The organism is Kribbella sancticallisti, assembly GCF_039530625.1.
Lineage (GTDB): Bacteria > Actinomycetota > Actinomycetes > Propionibacteriales > Kribbellaceae > Kribbella > Kribbella sancticallisti.
In genome coordinates, this window is record NZ_BAAAOS010000066.1 from 82,489 (window position 1) to 97,816 (window position 15,328).

The window sequence follows — 15,328 nt, forward strand, 5'->3', positions numbered from 1 at the left end:
GTGACCGACCAGAACGCTCTGCAGGGATTCGCCGATCATTCCTACCGGGTCTCGGCCTTGCAAGAGCACGGCGTTCTGCAGGAGCGCGACATCCGCGCCGAAGGCAGACGTCAACACGACCAGGTTCAGCTGGTGTTGCGGTTCGACGGCCCGGTCGATCACGAGGCGCTGAACCGGAGTTTGACGACCATCGTGGGTCGTCACCAGCCGCTTCGCACCATCTTCCCCAACCAGTGCGATCCGCCCATGGCAGTCGTCACGCCACCCCAGACGAGCTACCTCGTCGTGGCCGAAGCTGAGAGTGCTGCTCCAGAACTGGACGAGATCCTGGGGCTCGGACACCAAGACTCGATCGACATCCAGTCAGGTCCCACGGCTTGCTTCGATCTTGTCGTGGTGACCGAAGTGGAGAGCTACCTAATTATCTCGATCGACCATTTGGCCGCGGATGGTGTCGCCTCTCTCCGTCTCATCGCCGCCGAGCTGGAGTCCTGCTATCGGGCCGAAGTGACAGGACGGCGAGCTGCGCTTCCCGCTCTCGCCGTCTCCTACGGCGATTTCGCGACAGCGCATCGGCGGCGGTTGGGGCCGGAGAACCGTCGTCGGCTGGTGGCCGAGTGGCGTGGCCGGCTGCCGCCAGATGTGCCGGAGCCGTCACTGGCCCTGGCGCCACGCCCTGGCGCCACCGGCGACGAACTCGGCGCGGCAGAAGTCGAGGTCGTCGAGCTGCCAAGATCGCTCGATGATCGGCTGCGTGACATCCGTGGCTCCTACCGGGTGACGAACTTCCAGCTGTTCATGGCTGCTCTGCTCGGCGCGCAGCAGACGATCGCCGGCGGTGACGGAGTCGGTGCCATGTTCCCTGTCGACATCAGATCGCCGTACGGCGCCGAGAACTTGGTAGGGCGGTTCTCCGACCTTTCGGTGATCTGGATCGAACCACCGCCGGACACCACTGCCGAGCAGTTGCTGACCGAGGTCCGAGCCCGGATCCTCCGCAGCCACGCCCTCGCCGACTTGCCCCTTGGCGAAATTGTCCGAACGTACTACCCGCAGGCATACGGTCGCTCCCGGTTTCCGCCGTACCTGTTCTTCTCGGTCCGGCAACCCGACCTGAGGGAATGGACGGCCGGAGCGTTGAGAGTGGCGCCCGTCGATCTGGCCCAGCGATCCCGTATCCACCTGCACCCCGGATTGAAGGTCTCACTTGTGACGAACCAAGGTTTGGCTCGGCTCGAGTGTCAGTACGCGACTGCCGCCTACCCCGCCGACGGCGTCAGGCGCTTGCTTACGCTGGCCGTCGAGTACGTGCGGCGGTTGGCCGATCGGCCAGACAGCCTCACTGGGCAGTTGGGGACGGCATGATCGAGCGTATCCGGGCGAGGTGGACCCTTGTCGCCCTGACGAGGCGAGCCGGTGCCGGGATCTACCCGCTGATCGCCCTCCTCGGTCTTCGCGCGGTCCTGCCGGCTGGTGTCGCCCTGCAGACTGGACAGCTGGTCGAGGCGGTCAGGATCGATGCGCGGAACCTGTCCCCGCTGCTCTGGTTGTGCGGCCTCCTGTTCCTGACACATGCGGTGGAGGAGCTTCTGCAACCCGCGAGGATGCTGGCGAACCGGCGAATCGACGGCTGGCAACGGCAGGCCGTGAGCAGAGCTGTGGTCTCGTTCCCAGATCCGGCTCGCTGGCTTGGCTCCGAGGCGGCCAAGTTGGTCGACCGGGCACTCTGCACACCCGCACAGTGGACAGAACGTACGGCGGGACCGGCCGCGACGGGTCAACTCGTGCTGATCGCGAGGTTCGTGGCCGGCGGTCTGACGACGGTGGTCCTTGCGCGGCAGTCGATCTGGCTGGCGGCCGTGGCCCTGGCCGCACTCGTCCTCATTCGGCTGGTCGGCTGCCGGCGGGTGAGCAAGCTTTGGCGGATCTGGAACGACACCTCGGCAGCCGCCGCGAGAGCTGAGTATTGGGGGCGACTCAGCACAGCCCCTGGTCCCGCGAGCGAGAGCCGAGTCCTCGGGTTGTCCTCCTGGCTCGCCGCCCAGTATCGGCGAAGTATTCGCCGCCGAATGATCCCCTACTGGTCCGAACGGTCACGGATGGTCGCCGACCAGGCGCTGAGCGGACTATGCGTGGTAGCTGTGATCGGGACAGTCTTCGGTCTGGCCTCGGCGCAGGTGGTTGCCGGACGAAGCACGCCAGAAGACCTTGCCACCACGATCAGCGCGCTCACTGCGCTGACCTTCGCATTCAGCCTCGTCGGGCAAGAGTTCTTCGACATTCTCGGTGGAATGCCAGCCGCGCTCGCGGGTCAGGAACTGCTCAGGCGAACGTCGCTCGCGGTCGCCAACGGAGTCTCCGACCTCGGCCACGCACCAGGCACCGTCCGCATCCAGGATGTCCACTACACCTACCCTGGCGCTAGAAGACCAGCTCTCGATGGTGTGAGCTTCACTATCGGCCCAGGAGAGACTGTCGCAGTCGTCGGCCACAACGGCGCAGGCAAGACGACGCTGATCAAACTCCTCACCGGGCTGCTCCAGCCCGATCATGGTGAGATCACCGTCAATGGCACCAGAATCAGCGATCTTGGCCTGCCGGTCTGGTGGCAGCACCTCTCGGTCGTGCCACAGCGTCCAGTTCGCTATCCACTGTCACTCAGGTTCAATCTGGATCCACAGCTGGCTATGGCAACGACGGACGAGGCGCCTGGGATCGAGGAGATCGTCCAGCGCCTGCCGAAGGGCCGCGACACGATACTCAGCGGTTCGCAACCAGGTGGAGTGAATCTGTCGGGCGGTGAGTGGCAGTTGGTGACCTTGTCCCGGGCAATGCACGCGGTCCGAGCGGGCGCTCAGTTTCTCATCCTTGATGAGCCGACGGCGAACATGGACGTCCGCACAGAGGAACGAACGCTGACTTGGCTGTCGCGGCAAGGGAAGGACTGCTCGGTCGTTCTCATCTCTCATCGCCTGTCGACAGTCCTGTCCGCGGACCGGATCATCATGCTCGCGGACGGCAAGGTCGCCGAATCCGGTAGCCACCAGGAGCTTCTGCTGGCAGCAGGCGCTTACGCCACCCTGTTCGCGGATACCGCGGCCGACGCGTTCGAGGAGCACAGGTGAGAACGTCAGCCTTCTCGGTGGTCCGGCCGGCGATTCGCCGCAGCTGGTACCTGGATCGCCGCGCCGTGACAGGACTCGCCGGCTTGTTGACTCTCGAGATGATCAATTCGGCTGGGCTGGTGTTCGGGCTCCGTGGCGTGGTGGATGCCGCAGCGGCCGGACGGGGCTGGGCTGCGACCGGCTGGGTGATCGTCTGTGCGGCTGGACTAGGCATCGCGACCGTAGGCTCCGGTCTGCGGATCGCGATCCGGGAAGACCTCTGCGAGCGCGTCGGCCGGGAGGTGTACGACGACGAGATCCTCCGGATCGCCATGACGGTACCGACCATCCAGCATGTGGAGACAACGGAGTTGGCCGATGCTGTGGATCGGCTCCGCGGTAGTGGTGGCGAGATCGCGTCGTACGCCTGGGTCACGGTAGAGTCGTTGGTCCGCCTCGCCAGCTTGGCGATCCTGGCGATCGCTCTGGCCGTCATCGAGCCGCTCGTGCTGCCGCTGATTGTTGTCTCAATGGCACCGGTCCTCGCCGCCCAGGTCGGCGCGGCCCGCTACCGTGCGACCCGGAGAAGACTTGCGACGGCTGAACGGCTGGAGCAGGAGCTGGTCGACCTGTGTGCCAGGCCGGACTCCATCGCCGACCTTTGGCTGAACCGGACCGGCCAGCTGATTCTGGAACGGTCCGCGCTGATCTGGACCTCGGTGACCCGAGACCTGGTCGGCTCCAAAGGCGCGAACGCGGCGGTCGCGTCCTTGGGCTGGCTCGTCTTCATCGTCGGCTACGGGTTCATGCTGGGGCTGATGGCCGCACGCTACCGGGAAGGCCTGGCGAGCCTGGGCGAGGTGTTCCTTGTGATCAGCCTCATCGGCATCCTCCGCGGCCGCTCCGAGGACACCGTGGAGGCGCTGCATCAGTTGACCGAGGGCAGCGTCGCCGCCGAGCAACTTGATTGGCTTCGCCAGTATGCCGTCGGCAACCGGTGGCCGGGTCAGCTCCCCGCTCCGGCGACCTTGCAACAGGGCATTGTGCTTCGAGACGTCACCCTGCGGTACGCCGGTCGAACACGACCAGCTCTCGACGGTGTCAGCGCAACACTGCCCGCAGGATCGGCAGTCGCGATCGTGGGTGAGATCGGTTCGGGTAAGACCAGCCTGCTGAATCTTCTCCTCGGCTTCTATCACCCGACTCATGGCGATGTGCTTGTTGACGGCGTGCCACTCGCGCAGATCGACATCGATGACTGGCGTGCCCGAACCGCCGGCATCCTGCAGGACTTCGGCAAGTACGAGTCCACCCTTGCGGAGGCGGTCGGTGTGGGTGATCTCGGCGGGATCGACGATCAGGCGCGGATCGCAGCGGCGTTGCGAGAGGCCGGTGGCGACACGGTGCGCCGCCGGTTGCCGAACGGCATGGGCACGCTGCTGGGCAGATCGGACGGAGCGGTAGGGCTCTCCGAAGGAGAGTGGCAGAAGGTGGCGCTCGCCCGGGCAAAGATGCGTTCCGCACCGCTGCTGTTTTTCCTTGACGAGCCCACTGCCTCGCTCGACTTGGCCACTGAGGCGAACTTGTTCCGCCGATACCTGCTGCAGACTTCCGCCCGTGGCCAGGAAGAGAACAACGTAACGGTCATGGTGTCCCATCGACTGAAGAGTGTCCGAACCGCCGATCTGATCCTAGTGCTGCACACCGGCCATCTGGTTGAGAAGGGCACTCATCAGCAGCTGCTGGAGCAGCGAGGGCATTACGCCGAGCTCTGGAAGATGCAGGAGCGCCTCGAGGAAGGGGCCGTCCGTGAGCTCGACTGACCACAAGCCGTCGACCGGTGTCACCTATCTGGTCCGGCACGGCCGGACCAGCCTCAGCAAGACCTACATCACCAACGGTGATCCCAGCGCTGCCGTCGTGATGGACAGCCATGGCCGTAGCAGCTGTGCCCGGGCGGAACGCGAGTGGGGCTGGTTGGCCACCGTGGCGAGTTGCCGAGTCAGTCAGTTCCCGCGAACGCGGGAGACGGCGGCCATGCTGCTCGTCGGGAGTTCCGTCGAGATCCTGCCAGAGCCTCGCCTCAACGAATTGGACTACGGCAGTTTCGAAGCCGGACCGTGGCTCGAGTACGGTCGCTGGCTGACAGTCGCCGGCCCGGACGCAGTTCCCCCGGGGTCCAGAGAGAGTTGGCGCAGTGCGGCCCGCCGGATGCTGGCGGGTCTCCGGGCGTGTCTCGACCTTCCTTCGCCGCGGCTGGTCGTGGCGCACGGAATGCTGCTCTCGCTCGTCGAGCGGGTGGCCTCGCCCGGCCACACAGTTCTCGACTGGCCACTGCCGGAGGCAGCCTACGTCACGCCGCTGTGCCTGTCCGACGACGAACTCACAGCCGTCGTCGAGCGAGGACTGAGCAATCTCACAGTGCCGAGCCGACAGCAAGTTCCCCCCACAACGCCAGGAGGCCATCTATGAGTTCCGGAACGCGCGCAGCGGGACAACCGACCAAACCAGAGCAGTGGGCCGAGTGGGTGCTGAGGCGACGATTCGGTGGCGATCCCGACGCTCGTCGGCAGACGGACCAATTTATCGAACCCATCCGAAGGCGACTGCTGGACCTAGCGGAGCTACGCCCAGAAGACGTGGTTCTCGACATCGCCTCACGCGACGGCTACATGGGCGTCGGGGCAGCTGAGCGACTGAGCGCCGACGGGCGGGTGATCTTCACCGAGTTGTCCGAGGACCTCCTGACCGCCTGCCAGACGAATGCCGAAGCCGCGATGGTGCCGGCTCAGTGCGAGTATCGCCAGCTGCCGCCAGATGATCTGTCGACGTTCGCTGATGCCAGCGTCGACGTGGTGATCGTGCGCTCGATACTCAACTACGTCGAGGACCGGATCGAAGCGCTGAGCGAGTATCGCCGGGTGCTCCGGCCCGGTGGACGACTCGCGATGATCCAGATGTTCCCGAACGAGACAAAGCCCGGCTGGCTCTCTGGGTACTACGTTCCGGAGGTGGCAGATCTCGCCGCCCGGGTTGGGGCCGTGCTGGACAGCTACTCGCCGAAGACCGAGACCCTCTACGAGGAACGGGTTCTGATCGCCGAGCTCGAGTCGGTCGGATTCGAAACCCTTTATATGTGGCTGAACCTCGAGATCAGCCGGAGTTCGGACTGGCCGCCGCCCCGATGGGAACTCGCCAAGCAGATGTCGACAGGTCCGGACCAGCCGACGCTCGATGAGGCCATCACCGAGGCGCTCGACCCCGCGGAGGCGGACCGGCTGATCGCCGTCCTCCGCGTCGAGGTGGAGTCGGGGCGGCGGGCGGTCAGGTTCCCCAAGGCGTTCATCCGAGCGATCCGCGACTGATGCGCCTTACGATCTTGGCCACCGGTGACTTGACCTCGTCGGCGAGTCACATCGTCAGGATGCGTTCGACGTTGCCGGACCTGGCTGCCCGGGATGTAATCCAGCTCATCGAGCTCGGTGGGAGGTCCGGCACACCGGCAGCCGGTTTCGTAGCCGAGCACGTCAAGCTGCCGATGGAGTTCCACGGTTGGCGCGTTCGCGGGCTCTCCGCGATGGTGACCGAGATCGTGAGGCATGTCCGAAGGTTCGGGGCTGAGCTGGTCGTCCTGCAGAGCGAAGTCTGGGACCTCATGAGGGAGCTGACCAACCGTCTAGGCAGCCGCTGCAAGGTGGCGGCCATTCTGCACGCGATGCCCTTCCTGACCACACCCGTGCGGCCCACCGGGGACTTTCCGCTTGATGTCGGAGACCGCCTACGAGGAGAGCAGCTGGACTACCGGCGGTCCTACATCGAAGCCCATCACCACGAGTTCTACGACGTGGCAGATCGGATGTCCTTTATCCCGGCCAACCGCACCGTGGCGTACTACCTGGACCTGTACCTGCCGCGCCCCGGCCGACCCGTGCTGGATCCGCCAGTCGCACTGCGCATGCCGACCAGGAACGAAACTGCGGTCGGCCGGACCAGTGCCGGCCAAGCCGGGATCCGGCTGTGCTATATGGCGAGAATCGAGCCTGGTAAGGGCCTGGAACATCTCGGGCCGATCATGGACCGGATCGCCGCTGTCCTGCCGGGCGCCCACCTGTCGGTGCTCGGGTCTGCTGACGATACAGTGAGCAGACTGCATCTCGACGAACTCCTGGCGGCGCGCCAAGGGTGGACAACCCGGGGGTACGGCTGGGCCGACGCGGACCTCAAGGCAGAGATGCTTGGCACCAGCGATGTCTTCCTTTATCCATCCAACTCCGACAGCTTGTCGATCAGCATGCTCGAGGCACTCGCACACGGTGTGCCGGTCGTCGCGTGGGAGTTGCCCTTCACCAGACTCAACTATCGCGCGACCCGAGCCGTGTCGCTGGTGCCGTTCGGCGACGTCTCGGCGTTCGGCATCGCGGCCCTGACCGCCTATGGAAACGCCGATTCACTGCGTAATGACGCTGTCCGGTTTGCGGGGAAATTCTGCAATCCCCGGGCCGCCGCGGCTAGCGAGCGACAGGCCTACCGCATGGTGGTGGCATCGTGATCTCGTCACCACGCCGCGATCTGCCGGCCGAGGTGTTCCCGGATGGAGAGATCCTGTTCCTCCACGCCCATCCCGACGACGAAGCGTTCCTGACAGCCGGCGTTCTGCTCGAGCTGGACGCGACCGGAAGGCGTTGTACCGTCGTTTACCTGGCGGCGGGACAACTGACCTCGGCACCCGCAACATTCCGACGGCAGGCGGAGGCGCATCAAGCCTGCGCCGCACTGGAGGTAGCCGAACTCCACTTCCTGGGGTTTCATGATTCCTGCTATGACGACCACCCCGGTGCGGTTAGCCTCGGGACTAGCCCGGACGAGGCCGTCCTCGCGGCGTTGACAATGGTTACTGGGCAACTCGGCCGATACTCGGCGATCGTCGGCTATGACCGCAATGGGGGGTACGGCCACCGGGATCATCGGCGAGTGCACGAGATCGCTCGCAGCGCGGCCAGAGAGTCCTCAATACCCTTGCTAGAAGCAACGATCGACCGCGACGTGGTCACCCGATGGTTGGCATCGGCTCGCTCCGGGGAAGAGCTTCGGCCGGACCTGGGCTTCTGGTCTCCGAGTTTCGGGTTGCCGGGCTCGCTGGTCGACTGTCGCTACGAGCTGTCCGCCGAACAGTTGGTTCGCAAGCGCGAGGCCCTGGCCTGTCATGCCTCGCAAATGAACCCTGGGCAGTTTCCGCTGGGACTCGAGCGTGAGCGGTTTGCTTCGCTGCTCGGTGTGGAGTCGCTCCACGTGCCCAAGGAGATGCCATGATGCTGGCGGGGCGGTATGTCGTCGGGCCCTGCCTAGGGGCAGGCACATGGTTCACCGTGTACAAGGCCGAGGACACGCTGACCGGCCGCTTGGTCGTCGCGAAGATGCTCCATGAGGAACTGGCCGAGAGCATCGTCGTCGCCGAGGACGTTCTGGCGACGATTGAGCAATCAGTGGAGTTGAAACATCGCAACATCGTCATGGTCCACGACGCGTTCGCGGTCGGTGGATCAGTCTGGCAGATCGACGAGTACATCGACGGTCGCACCTTGTTCGCGTGGCTCCGGGAGGGCCTCGTTACCACTTCGGCAGGCATCATCATTTTTCGGAGCCTGCTACAAGGAGTCGAGTACGCGCACTCGAAGGGTGCGGTGCACGGATGCCTGGATCCAACGAGTATCCGCATCGCCGTACCGGCAACCGCCAAGGTCGCCGATTTCGGCTTGACCGCTCTCGATCCCGGATTGGCCGCGGCTCGTACCCGGGGCACCCTGCACTTCTACGAGCCCTACTGGGCTCCGGAGACCCGCGCGGGGGAAGGACCCACGGCAGCAGGTGACGTGTACACCCTCGGCACTCTGTTGGAGGCGCTAGTACGGGACAACAACCAGAGAACCGCCCTCCAGGAGATCGTCGCTCAGGCAACCGCGCTCCACCCAGAGGTCAGGTACCAGTCCGCTGCCGAGCTGCGGGCAGCATTGGACGTGATATCGATCAGCGTTGACGGCGGGTCATGACGCGCCGGCCTGGACTGCCGTTGAATCGCACGATCACCGTTCTGACCTCGGGCTTGAGGCGCTCGTCCGCCACGCGTGTCCTCGCCGACAATCTCGCCCGAGCGACGTGCCGGGAACTGAACCGGCTCGGCGCTACAGTCGACCTGGATCTGATCGAAGTACGCGAGCATGGGCACGCGCTAGTGGACAGCCTGACGAACAACACTCCGTCCGCCGAGCTCGACCGCGCGCTTGAGAGCGTCGCTCGAGCAGATGGGTTAATCGCCGTAACTCCGACCTTCACGGCGTCGTACAACGGGATGTTCAAGATGTTCATCGAGGTGCTTGACGATACGGCGCTCGTCGGTAAACCAGTGCTAATTGGCGCGACCGGTGGCACCGGACGTCACCAGCTAGTCCTCGACCACCAGATGCGACCGTTGTTCTCGAATCTGTACGCCGTCGTCTTGCCCACCGGCATCTTCGCCGGGCCGGACGATTGGGCCGCCGAGGCCGTGGTCGGCACTGCTCTTGGGCATCGGATCGATCGTGCCGCCGCCGAGCTCGCTTGGGAGATTGACCGCCGCAGCGAATGCTGGGCGCTGCGAGCTCGAGGCGATCGGTTGCAATGAAAGCTCAGTCGTGTGGCTGCACGGCGTGGCTCCACCACATCGGGACGTCGCTGCCAAGCCAGTTCTGCTCGGCGCCGGTCCCAGGCAGAGAATCCGACATTGTTACGAAGGGACCGCCCGGGCGTAGTCACTCCGCTACCCGATGGAGGAGCACCTGCTGTTCGTCGAGTGGAATGTGGATAAGTGCATAGAACGACAGCACGGCATCAAAGGCGGCGGTAGCTTCAGCTCGGTCGCGTCAGCCTGGATGAAAGCGGCCGCCGGGACGCGAGATCTTGCCCGGCTTACCTGTCCTTTGTTGAGATCAAAGCCGGTTACTTTGGTGACCGGACTCCGTCAGGGCAAGGACTACCGGCACGTCCGATCCGCAGGCCAGTCGAGGACTCGGCTGTGTCGGGGCAGGCGAGTGAGGAACTCATCTAGTGTGCTGCGCCGGAAATTCGTGAGATATATCGTGCGAGGGAGTCTTGGATCTCGTCCGCGGTCTTGGTCCAGGTGAAGGGTTTGGGGTTCTCGTTCCATTCGGCGATCCAGTCGCGGACGTCTTTCTCCAGTGCCTGAACGCTTTTGTGGACACCGCGGCGGAGTAGTTGGTCGGTGAGGAAGGCGAACCAGCGCTCGACCTGGTTGATCCAGGAGGAGCCGGTGGGGGTGAAGTGCAGGTGGAAGCGCGGGTGCTTGGCCAGCCAGTCGTTGATGGCGGGGGTCTTGTGCGTGGAGAGGTTGTCGCAGACGAGGTGGACGTCGAGGTCCGGTGGTACGGCCTTGTCGATCGCGATGAGGAACTTCTTGAACTCCGCCGCGCGACGCCGGCGGTGGATCTCGGAGATCACCGTGCCGTCGGCGATGTTGAACGCCGCGAACAAGCTGGTCACACCGTGGCGGACGTAGTCGTGCGTGCGACGCTCGGGCATGCCGGGCATCATCGGCAGCACCGGATGCGATCGGTCCAGGGCCTGGATGCCCGACTTCTCGTCCACGCACAGCACCACCGCCTTCTCCGGCGGGCAGTGATACAAGCCGACCACGTCGACGACCTTCTCCACGAACAACGGATCCGCCGACAGCTTGAAACCGTCGCTCAGATGCGGCTTCAACTCGAACTTGCGCCAGATCCGCCCGATCGTCGACTTCGACAACCCGGAGCGCTCGGCCATCGATTTGCGCGACCAATGCGTCGCGTTCTTCGGCGTCTGCTCCAACGTCGCGGTGACCACCTCCTCGACCTTGTCCAGCAGGATCGAGGGCGGCCGGCCCGGCCGGGGCTCGTCGACCAAGCCATCCAGCCGCTGCGCCACGAACCGCCGGCGCCACTTGGTCACCGTGTTCGGCGCAACCCTGAGATCAGCCGCCACCTGCTTGTTCGTCGCCCCTGATGCGCAAGCCAGCACGATCCGCGACCGCAACGCCAACACCGACTTCGCCCGCCGCGACCAGCGAACCAACTGCTCCCGCTCACCATCGGTCAGCACCAACTCGGCCTTCGGCCGCCCAGATCTCGACACCACACCATCATACCGACTTAACGCACGAATTTCCAGCGCGGCACACTAGCCAGTCGCGGTACTTCGTTTCGCCGCCGTACGCCTCGTCGTAGCGAGCAGGCTGTGCGGCGTAGCCGCGCGGGACCACATCCTTGGCTGTCTCGTTGTCCACGGGGCGGAGGCTAGAGGCCAAGCTCATAACCGTCTTGTTGTTTTTCGTCAGCACACCTTCGGTCACGGTCAACTCCTCAGGCAGACACCGACGAATCCTGCACACTTCAAATATGCACTCGTTACCAGTCCATCGCTTCTGCCCAAGGCGCCCGAAGACCGACCGCGTGAAGCGGGTGGTCATGATCGTCTGGCCGCCATTCGGTCGCCGGGCAAAGACTCGGGGCAGCAGCGATGGCACCGGCTCGCCGAACTGAGCCGGGGCCCCGGCTACCGGAAGGCCTTGGCGGACCGGTCGACGTCGAGCTGGTCCGATCGGTCGCCGTCCTTCCTGGCCCGTCTGCGCTCCCGGGCGGCAGCCGGTACGAACCGAAGTGGGACGGCTTTAGAGCAATATTGATTCGGCAGGGAGAAACTGCGCGGATCTGGTCCCGCCAGGGCAAGGAACTGACCCACCGGTTTCCCGGCATCGTCGCCTCCGCGCTGCTGCAGCTGCCGACCGGAGTCGTGTTGGACGGCGAAGTTGTTGCCTTCGTCAACGGGAAGCTGGACTTCCAGGCGCTGCTGCGCGGGCGGGTGGGCTCGCCGCCGGCCTTGTTCATGGCCTTCGACCTGCTGGCGCTAGGCGGCGTCGACCTGCGTACTCAGCGGTGGTCGGTCCGCCGTACCCGCCTCGACGGACTGGCCTCGACCTGGTCGCCTCCTCTTCAGCTCTCGCCAGTGACCAGCGACGTCGACGAAGCCAAAGAGTGGTTCGACGTACTACCCGCGGCGCTCGGCGTGGAAGGCTTGGTGGTCAAAGGCGCCGCATCCCGGTACGTCGGCGGTCGCCGCGAGTGGCTGCGAGTGAAACATCGCGAATCGGTGGAGGCGATCGCCGGCGCTGTCACCGGCTCGCTCGACCGCCCGGACTCCCTGATCGTCGGCCGCTACCGCGGTAAGACGCTGGAGATTGTCGGGCGGACCGTGAAGCTGCGAGACGACCAAGCGGCCGACCTCAGCAAGGTACTGAGGCCGGCCGGGGCACGGCATCCATGGCCCGACGAAATCTCGACCCAATGGCACACCAGCAAGAGGACTCCGATCATCAAAGTTCGGCCCGGCGTAGTGGTCGAAGTCTCCGCCGACGCAGCCCAGGCCGACGGCCACTACCGGCACCCACTGCGCCTGGTACGCATGCGACCCGACCTCAGTCCAGACGATGTTCCGAACCTTGCCACGCCCGCCACCGGATGATCTCGCGGTCGCGGTTTCGCTGGTCGCTCATGGCTCCTCCCGGGTGATCGACTCCAGCAGGGTCAGCGGGATGCAGTGCGCACGATCCTGCCCGGTCCGGCGGACCACGAGGTGATCTCCGGCCGCGCCGATGGTGGTGGCCAGGTCGATCAGCACGAACTGCTCGAGGTACGGGCCGAGGACGGTTCGCCACCGGATCCACACCATGGGGCTGTGGGATGCCTTGACCTGCTGGACCAGCTGGTCGACGTCGTTGAATCGCTGCTCGGGTGGCCGGCGGCGCAGTGGCGGTCGCTGGCGCTCGGCCAGCGTGAGTGTGTTGGTCATGCTGGCGCCACCCCGCCTCGTGCCTCGAGTTCGGCTTGGCGGGCTTCCTCGCTCCGCTTTCCGTTGACGTAGACCGCGATCAACTGACCGTTGGCCCAACAGCCGACCTCTGAGCGGGTCTCCTTGCTCCAGCACTTGCCGTACCAGAGGACTGCGTTCTCATCCGCGATGCGTGGGTCGCGGTTCCGGCGCTCGTAGCGGATGCCCGCTCGGCGAACGACACAGTGTGCCGTGGCGGCGATCGCCTCTTGGGCGGCCACCTCTCCGAATAGGTCGAGCTGGATGTGCGCGGGGTTCATCGGATCTCGCGGACGGTGAGTTTGAACAGCCGGGTGGGCACCCAGTGCGAGTCGGTGTCGCCGATGCGGGCAACCAGCACGAGATTGTTGCCGTCGCCGATCTCGACGTCGTAGAAGACGTCGTCAACGTGGCTTCCACCGGACTGGATCATCGCGGCCATGTCGCGTGTCACCTGCCATGCGGTGACCTCGGCGAGATCGACTTTCTCGGGGTTCGGTCCGGGCTCGGTGGTCTCCGAAGGGACCATGGGCGGTTCGGCCTGTGCCGCAGCTTCCGTCAGTTCCATGTCCTTTTCCTCTACTTCCTATTGATCTGGTCTGTGTCTAATGCCGGGTTGGTTTCCGACCCGGCCGGCCACCGCGCGCAGCTCGGATCTGAGGGGCTTGATGCCCCGAAGATTCGATACCGCGCGGTCGAGGGGGCTCGATGCCCCTCGGCCGCGGTACCGGCCCGCGAACGGGAGGACCGGGACACTTCGGATGTCCTGGCCCTCCCTCCCGGTTTCCGGGGTCAGGCGGGCACGAGCGCTTCGAGCCAGCCGGGCACTGTCACTTCCCATGTGCAGTTGCGGCAGGCGAATCCGGATCGCTGGAAGCTGACGCCCTTTTCGATCAGGGTGTCAATCTCCTCGGTCTCGATGTCCCAGATGAGTTCGTTCCACTGCATGCCCGTGGCGAGCTCGCAGATCTCGTTCTCGGCGAGGCACTCGGGCCTCGGGCACACCAGCATCACCCGGTCCGGATCTTCAACGAACATGGGCAGTGCTTCGCCTGGCGGTGGCCGGTCGGCTGCCCGCCGCTCGACCAGTTCGGTGAGTGCCTCGCGCAGCACCCAGGCGGGGAACTGGCGGGGGTTCTTCACCATCTGGTCGAGGGTGGATGCCCTGAGCATCGACTTTCGCAGTTCGGCGCGGTCCCGGGTCACCTGCTGCTCTCTTCACGCGCAGCGAGGTCCCGGGTCAGTGCCTCGATGTTGGGGGACAGGCGCAGCGACGTCCGGTTGGGAGAGGCGGCGGTCGCCGGGTGCCACGTCTGCTCTGGTGACACCCAGTAGACGGCCGGTGTGAGCGGGCCCTGACCGGTTGCGTGGGATCTTGCTGCGAGGTTCAGGAGGTGTCCCAGGGCCGAGATGACGGACAGGTCCTCGACGACGTGAAGCATCAGGACATCTCGGGTCGGCAGAGCCGCGAGTACGCCGTACTGCGGGGCCTCGACGTTCAGAGAGTCGCGGAGGACGGTATCCAGCACGAGCGCTTTGGAAGCGGCGAACGATGTGCCCGTGACGAAGGTGATCCCTACGCCGTGGATCTCCTCGTGCTCGACGTGAGCGGCGAGTTTCTGCAGGTTGGCCAGACCGAAGCTGTCGGCGGCTGACCAGGTGAGACCGAGGTCAGCCGGGTCCAGGTACATCGTCACCGTGCCGTCGTTGATCGTCGCGGGAACTGCCACCAGCCCAGGCAGGAAGTCGGGTCGGTCGGCGGTCCAGTCGGCGGGGAGGGCGTCCCTCGGTACGAGGCGCTGGATCAGTTCGTTGACCGGGTCGGCGGGCGGCGCAGGCGGACCTTGACGCAGTTGCCGAGCGAGGCAGCCGAAGTGCTCCTCGATCAGCCGGGGCCATTCGCTCCTGTCGTGCTGGGCCACGGTCCGGGCCAGATTGCTGAGGCCCAGGACAGCGCCAGAGCTGTCGGTCGACACGAGCGCGACACCTCTGTCATAGGCCACGGTGAATCCGTGGGTGATTGCTGCGGCAAGGCTGAGCTTCACCAGCACGGTGGATTGATCGCGCGACAGCGGGGCGATCCGGGCAACTTCGGCCGAGTACATAGATGCGAGCTCCGTTCCGCCAGCCGGGGCCGTCAGCCTTCGGCCGACCGTTGTTCGCCCCCTCCTGGCGACGGAACTTCGGACCCGTAAGCGACTGAGCCACAACCGCCGCGATGTGCGTGGGCGCAGCGCAGCGGAGAACACGCGCAGCGCCGGGTACGTCGGCGGTTGTGGAGCAGGCGTGTCGGGTCAGAATGGAGTGCCAGGAGGGGGAGAACAAACGCT

At 65.3% G+C, this 15,328-nt stretch carries 17 protein-coding genes; 10 read left to right on the top strand and 7 right to left on the bottom strand.

The features are described from left to right. The 9 genes from ABD255_RS41420 (at window position 1) to ABD255_RS41460 (ending at window position 9,762) form a co-directional block, all read left to right on the top strand. Window positions 1–1,365 (top strand): condensation domain-containing protein, encoded by a 1,365-nt coding sequence (locus ABD255_RS41420; protein WP_344222336.1) that lies wholly within the window; start codon window positions 1–3, stop codon window positions 1,363–1,365. A gap of 734 nt (window positions 1,366–2,099) precedes the next feature. Beyond that, the gene (locus ABD255_RS41425) at window positions 2,100–3,125 is read left to right on the top strand and encodes an ATP-binding cassette domain-containing protein (RefSeq protein WP_344222337.1); all 1,026 of its coding nucleotides are present in this window, start codon (window positions 2,100–2,102) and stop codon (window positions 3,123–3,125) included. A gap of 443 nt (window positions 3,126–3,568) precedes the next feature. After that, window positions 3,569–4,927, top strand: a complete 1,359-nt coding sequence (locus ABD255_RS41430) for an ATP-binding cassette domain-containing protein (RefSeq protein WP_344222338.1) — start codon at window positions 3,569–3,571, stop codon at window positions 4,925–4,927. Next, a complete protein-coding gene (locus ABD255_RS41435; protein ID WP_344222339.1) occupies window positions 4,914–5,576 on the top strand; it encodes a histidine phosphatase family protein in 663 nt (220 codons plus the stop codon). Before ABD255_RS41430 ends, ABD255_RS41435 begins: the two co-directional genes overlap by 14 nt. Further along, the gene (locus ABD255_RS41440) at window positions 5,573–6,469 is read left to right on the top strand and encodes a class I SAM-dependent methyltransferase (protein ID WP_344222340.1); all 897 of its coding nucleotides are present in this window, start codon (window positions 5,573–5,575) and stop codon (window positions 6,467–6,469) included. The genes ABD255_RS41435 and ABD255_RS41440 overlap by 4 nt, the downstream gene beginning before the upstream one ends. 59 nt (window positions 6,470–6,528) lie before the next feature. After that, entirely contained in the window at window positions 6,529–7,653 is a 1,125-nt protein-coding gene (locus ABD255_RS41445; protein WP_344222341.1) for a glycosyltransferase, read from the top strand. Next, window positions 7,650–8,414 (top strand): PIG-L deacetylase family protein, encoded by a 765-nt coding sequence (locus ABD255_RS41450; RefSeq protein ID WP_344222342.1) that lies wholly within the window; start codon window positions 7,650–7,652, stop codon window positions 8,412–8,414. The genes ABD255_RS41445 and ABD255_RS41450 overlap by 4 nt, the downstream gene beginning before the upstream one ends. Further along, complete coding sequence (locus ABD255_RS41455) at window positions 8,411–9,151, top strand: protein kinase domain-containing protein (RefSeq protein ID WP_344222343.1); 741 nt, start codon at window positions 8,411–8,413, stop codon at window positions 9,149–9,151. The genes ABD255_RS41450 and ABD255_RS41455 overlap by 4 nt, the downstream gene beginning before the upstream one ends. A gap of 20 nt (window positions 9,152–9,171) precedes the next feature. Further along, window positions 9,172–9,762: a CE1759 family FMN reductase gene (locus ABD255_RS41460; protein WP_344222344.1), complete on the top strand. Its 591-nt coding sequence runs from the start codon at window positions 9,172–9,174 to the stop codon at window positions 9,760–9,762. Window positions 9,763–10,181: 419 nt separating this feature from the next. Here the strand turns inward: ABD255_RS41460 and ABD255_RS41465 are convergent, their stop codons facing one another. Next, on the bottom strand, window positions 10,182–11,267 hold the full coding sequence (locus ABD255_RS41465) for an IS630 family transposase (protein ID WP_344222345.1): 1,086 nt from the start codon (window positions 11,265–11,267) through the stop codon (window positions 10,182–10,184). 7 nt (window positions 11,268–11,274) lie between these two features. Further along, window positions 11,275–11,484 carry a hypothetical protein gene (locus tag ABD255_RS41470; protein WP_344222346.1) on the bottom strand — a complete coding sequence of 70 codons (210 nt, stop codon included), beginning with the start codon at window positions 11,482–11,484 and terminating at the stop codon, window positions 11,275–11,277. Between the two features lie 167 nt (window positions 11,485–11,651). Here ABD255_RS41470 and ABD255_RS41475 point away from each other — a divergent pair, with 167 nt between their 5' ends. Further along, window positions 11,652–12,653 carry an ATP-dependent DNA ligase gene (locus ABD255_RS41475; protein WP_344222347.1) on the top strand — a complete coding sequence of 334 codons (1,002 nt, stop codon included), beginning with the start codon at window positions 11,652–11,654 and terminating at the stop codon, window positions 12,651–12,653. Between the two features lie 27 nt (window positions 12,654–12,680). Here ABD255_RS41475 and ABD255_RS41480 read toward each other — a convergent pair whose 3' ends face one another. The 5 genes from ABD255_RS41480 to ABD255_RS41500 form a co-directional block, all read right to left on the bottom strand. Then, on the bottom strand, window positions 12,681–12,980 hold the full coding sequence (locus ABD255_RS41480; protein ID WP_344222348.1) for a hypothetical protein: 300 nt from the start codon (window positions 12,978–12,980) through the stop codon (window positions 12,681–12,683). Continuing rightward, entirely contained in the window at window positions 12,977–13,279 is a 303-nt protein-coding gene (locus ABD255_RS41485) for a hypothetical protein (RefSeq protein WP_344222350.1), read from the bottom strand. The genes ABD255_RS41480 and ABD255_RS41485 overlap by 4 nt, the downstream gene beginning before the upstream one ends. Further along, window positions 13,276–13,566 carry a hypothetical protein gene (locus tag ABD255_RS41490; protein ID WP_344222351.1) on the bottom strand — a complete coding sequence of 97 codons (291 nt, stop codon included), beginning with the start codon at window positions 13,564–13,566 and terminating at the stop codon, window positions 13,276–13,278. Before ABD255_RS41490 ends, ABD255_RS41485 begins: the two co-directional genes overlap by 4 nt. Before the next feature lie 224 nt (window positions 13,567–13,790). Then, window positions 13,791–14,144 (bottom strand): hypothetical protein, encoded by a 354-nt coding sequence (locus tag ABD255_RS41495; protein ID WP_344222352.1) that lies wholly within the window; start codon window positions 14,142–14,144, stop codon window positions 13,791–13,793. Between the two features lie 56 nt (window positions 14,145–14,200). Further along, the gene (locus ABD255_RS41500) at window positions 14,201–15,103 is read right to left on the bottom strand and encodes a hypothetical protein (protein ID WP_344222353.1); all 903 of its coding nucleotides are present in this window, start codon (window positions 15,101–15,103) and stop codon (window positions 14,201–14,203) included. Window positions 15,104–15,328: the final 225 nt, after the last annotated feature.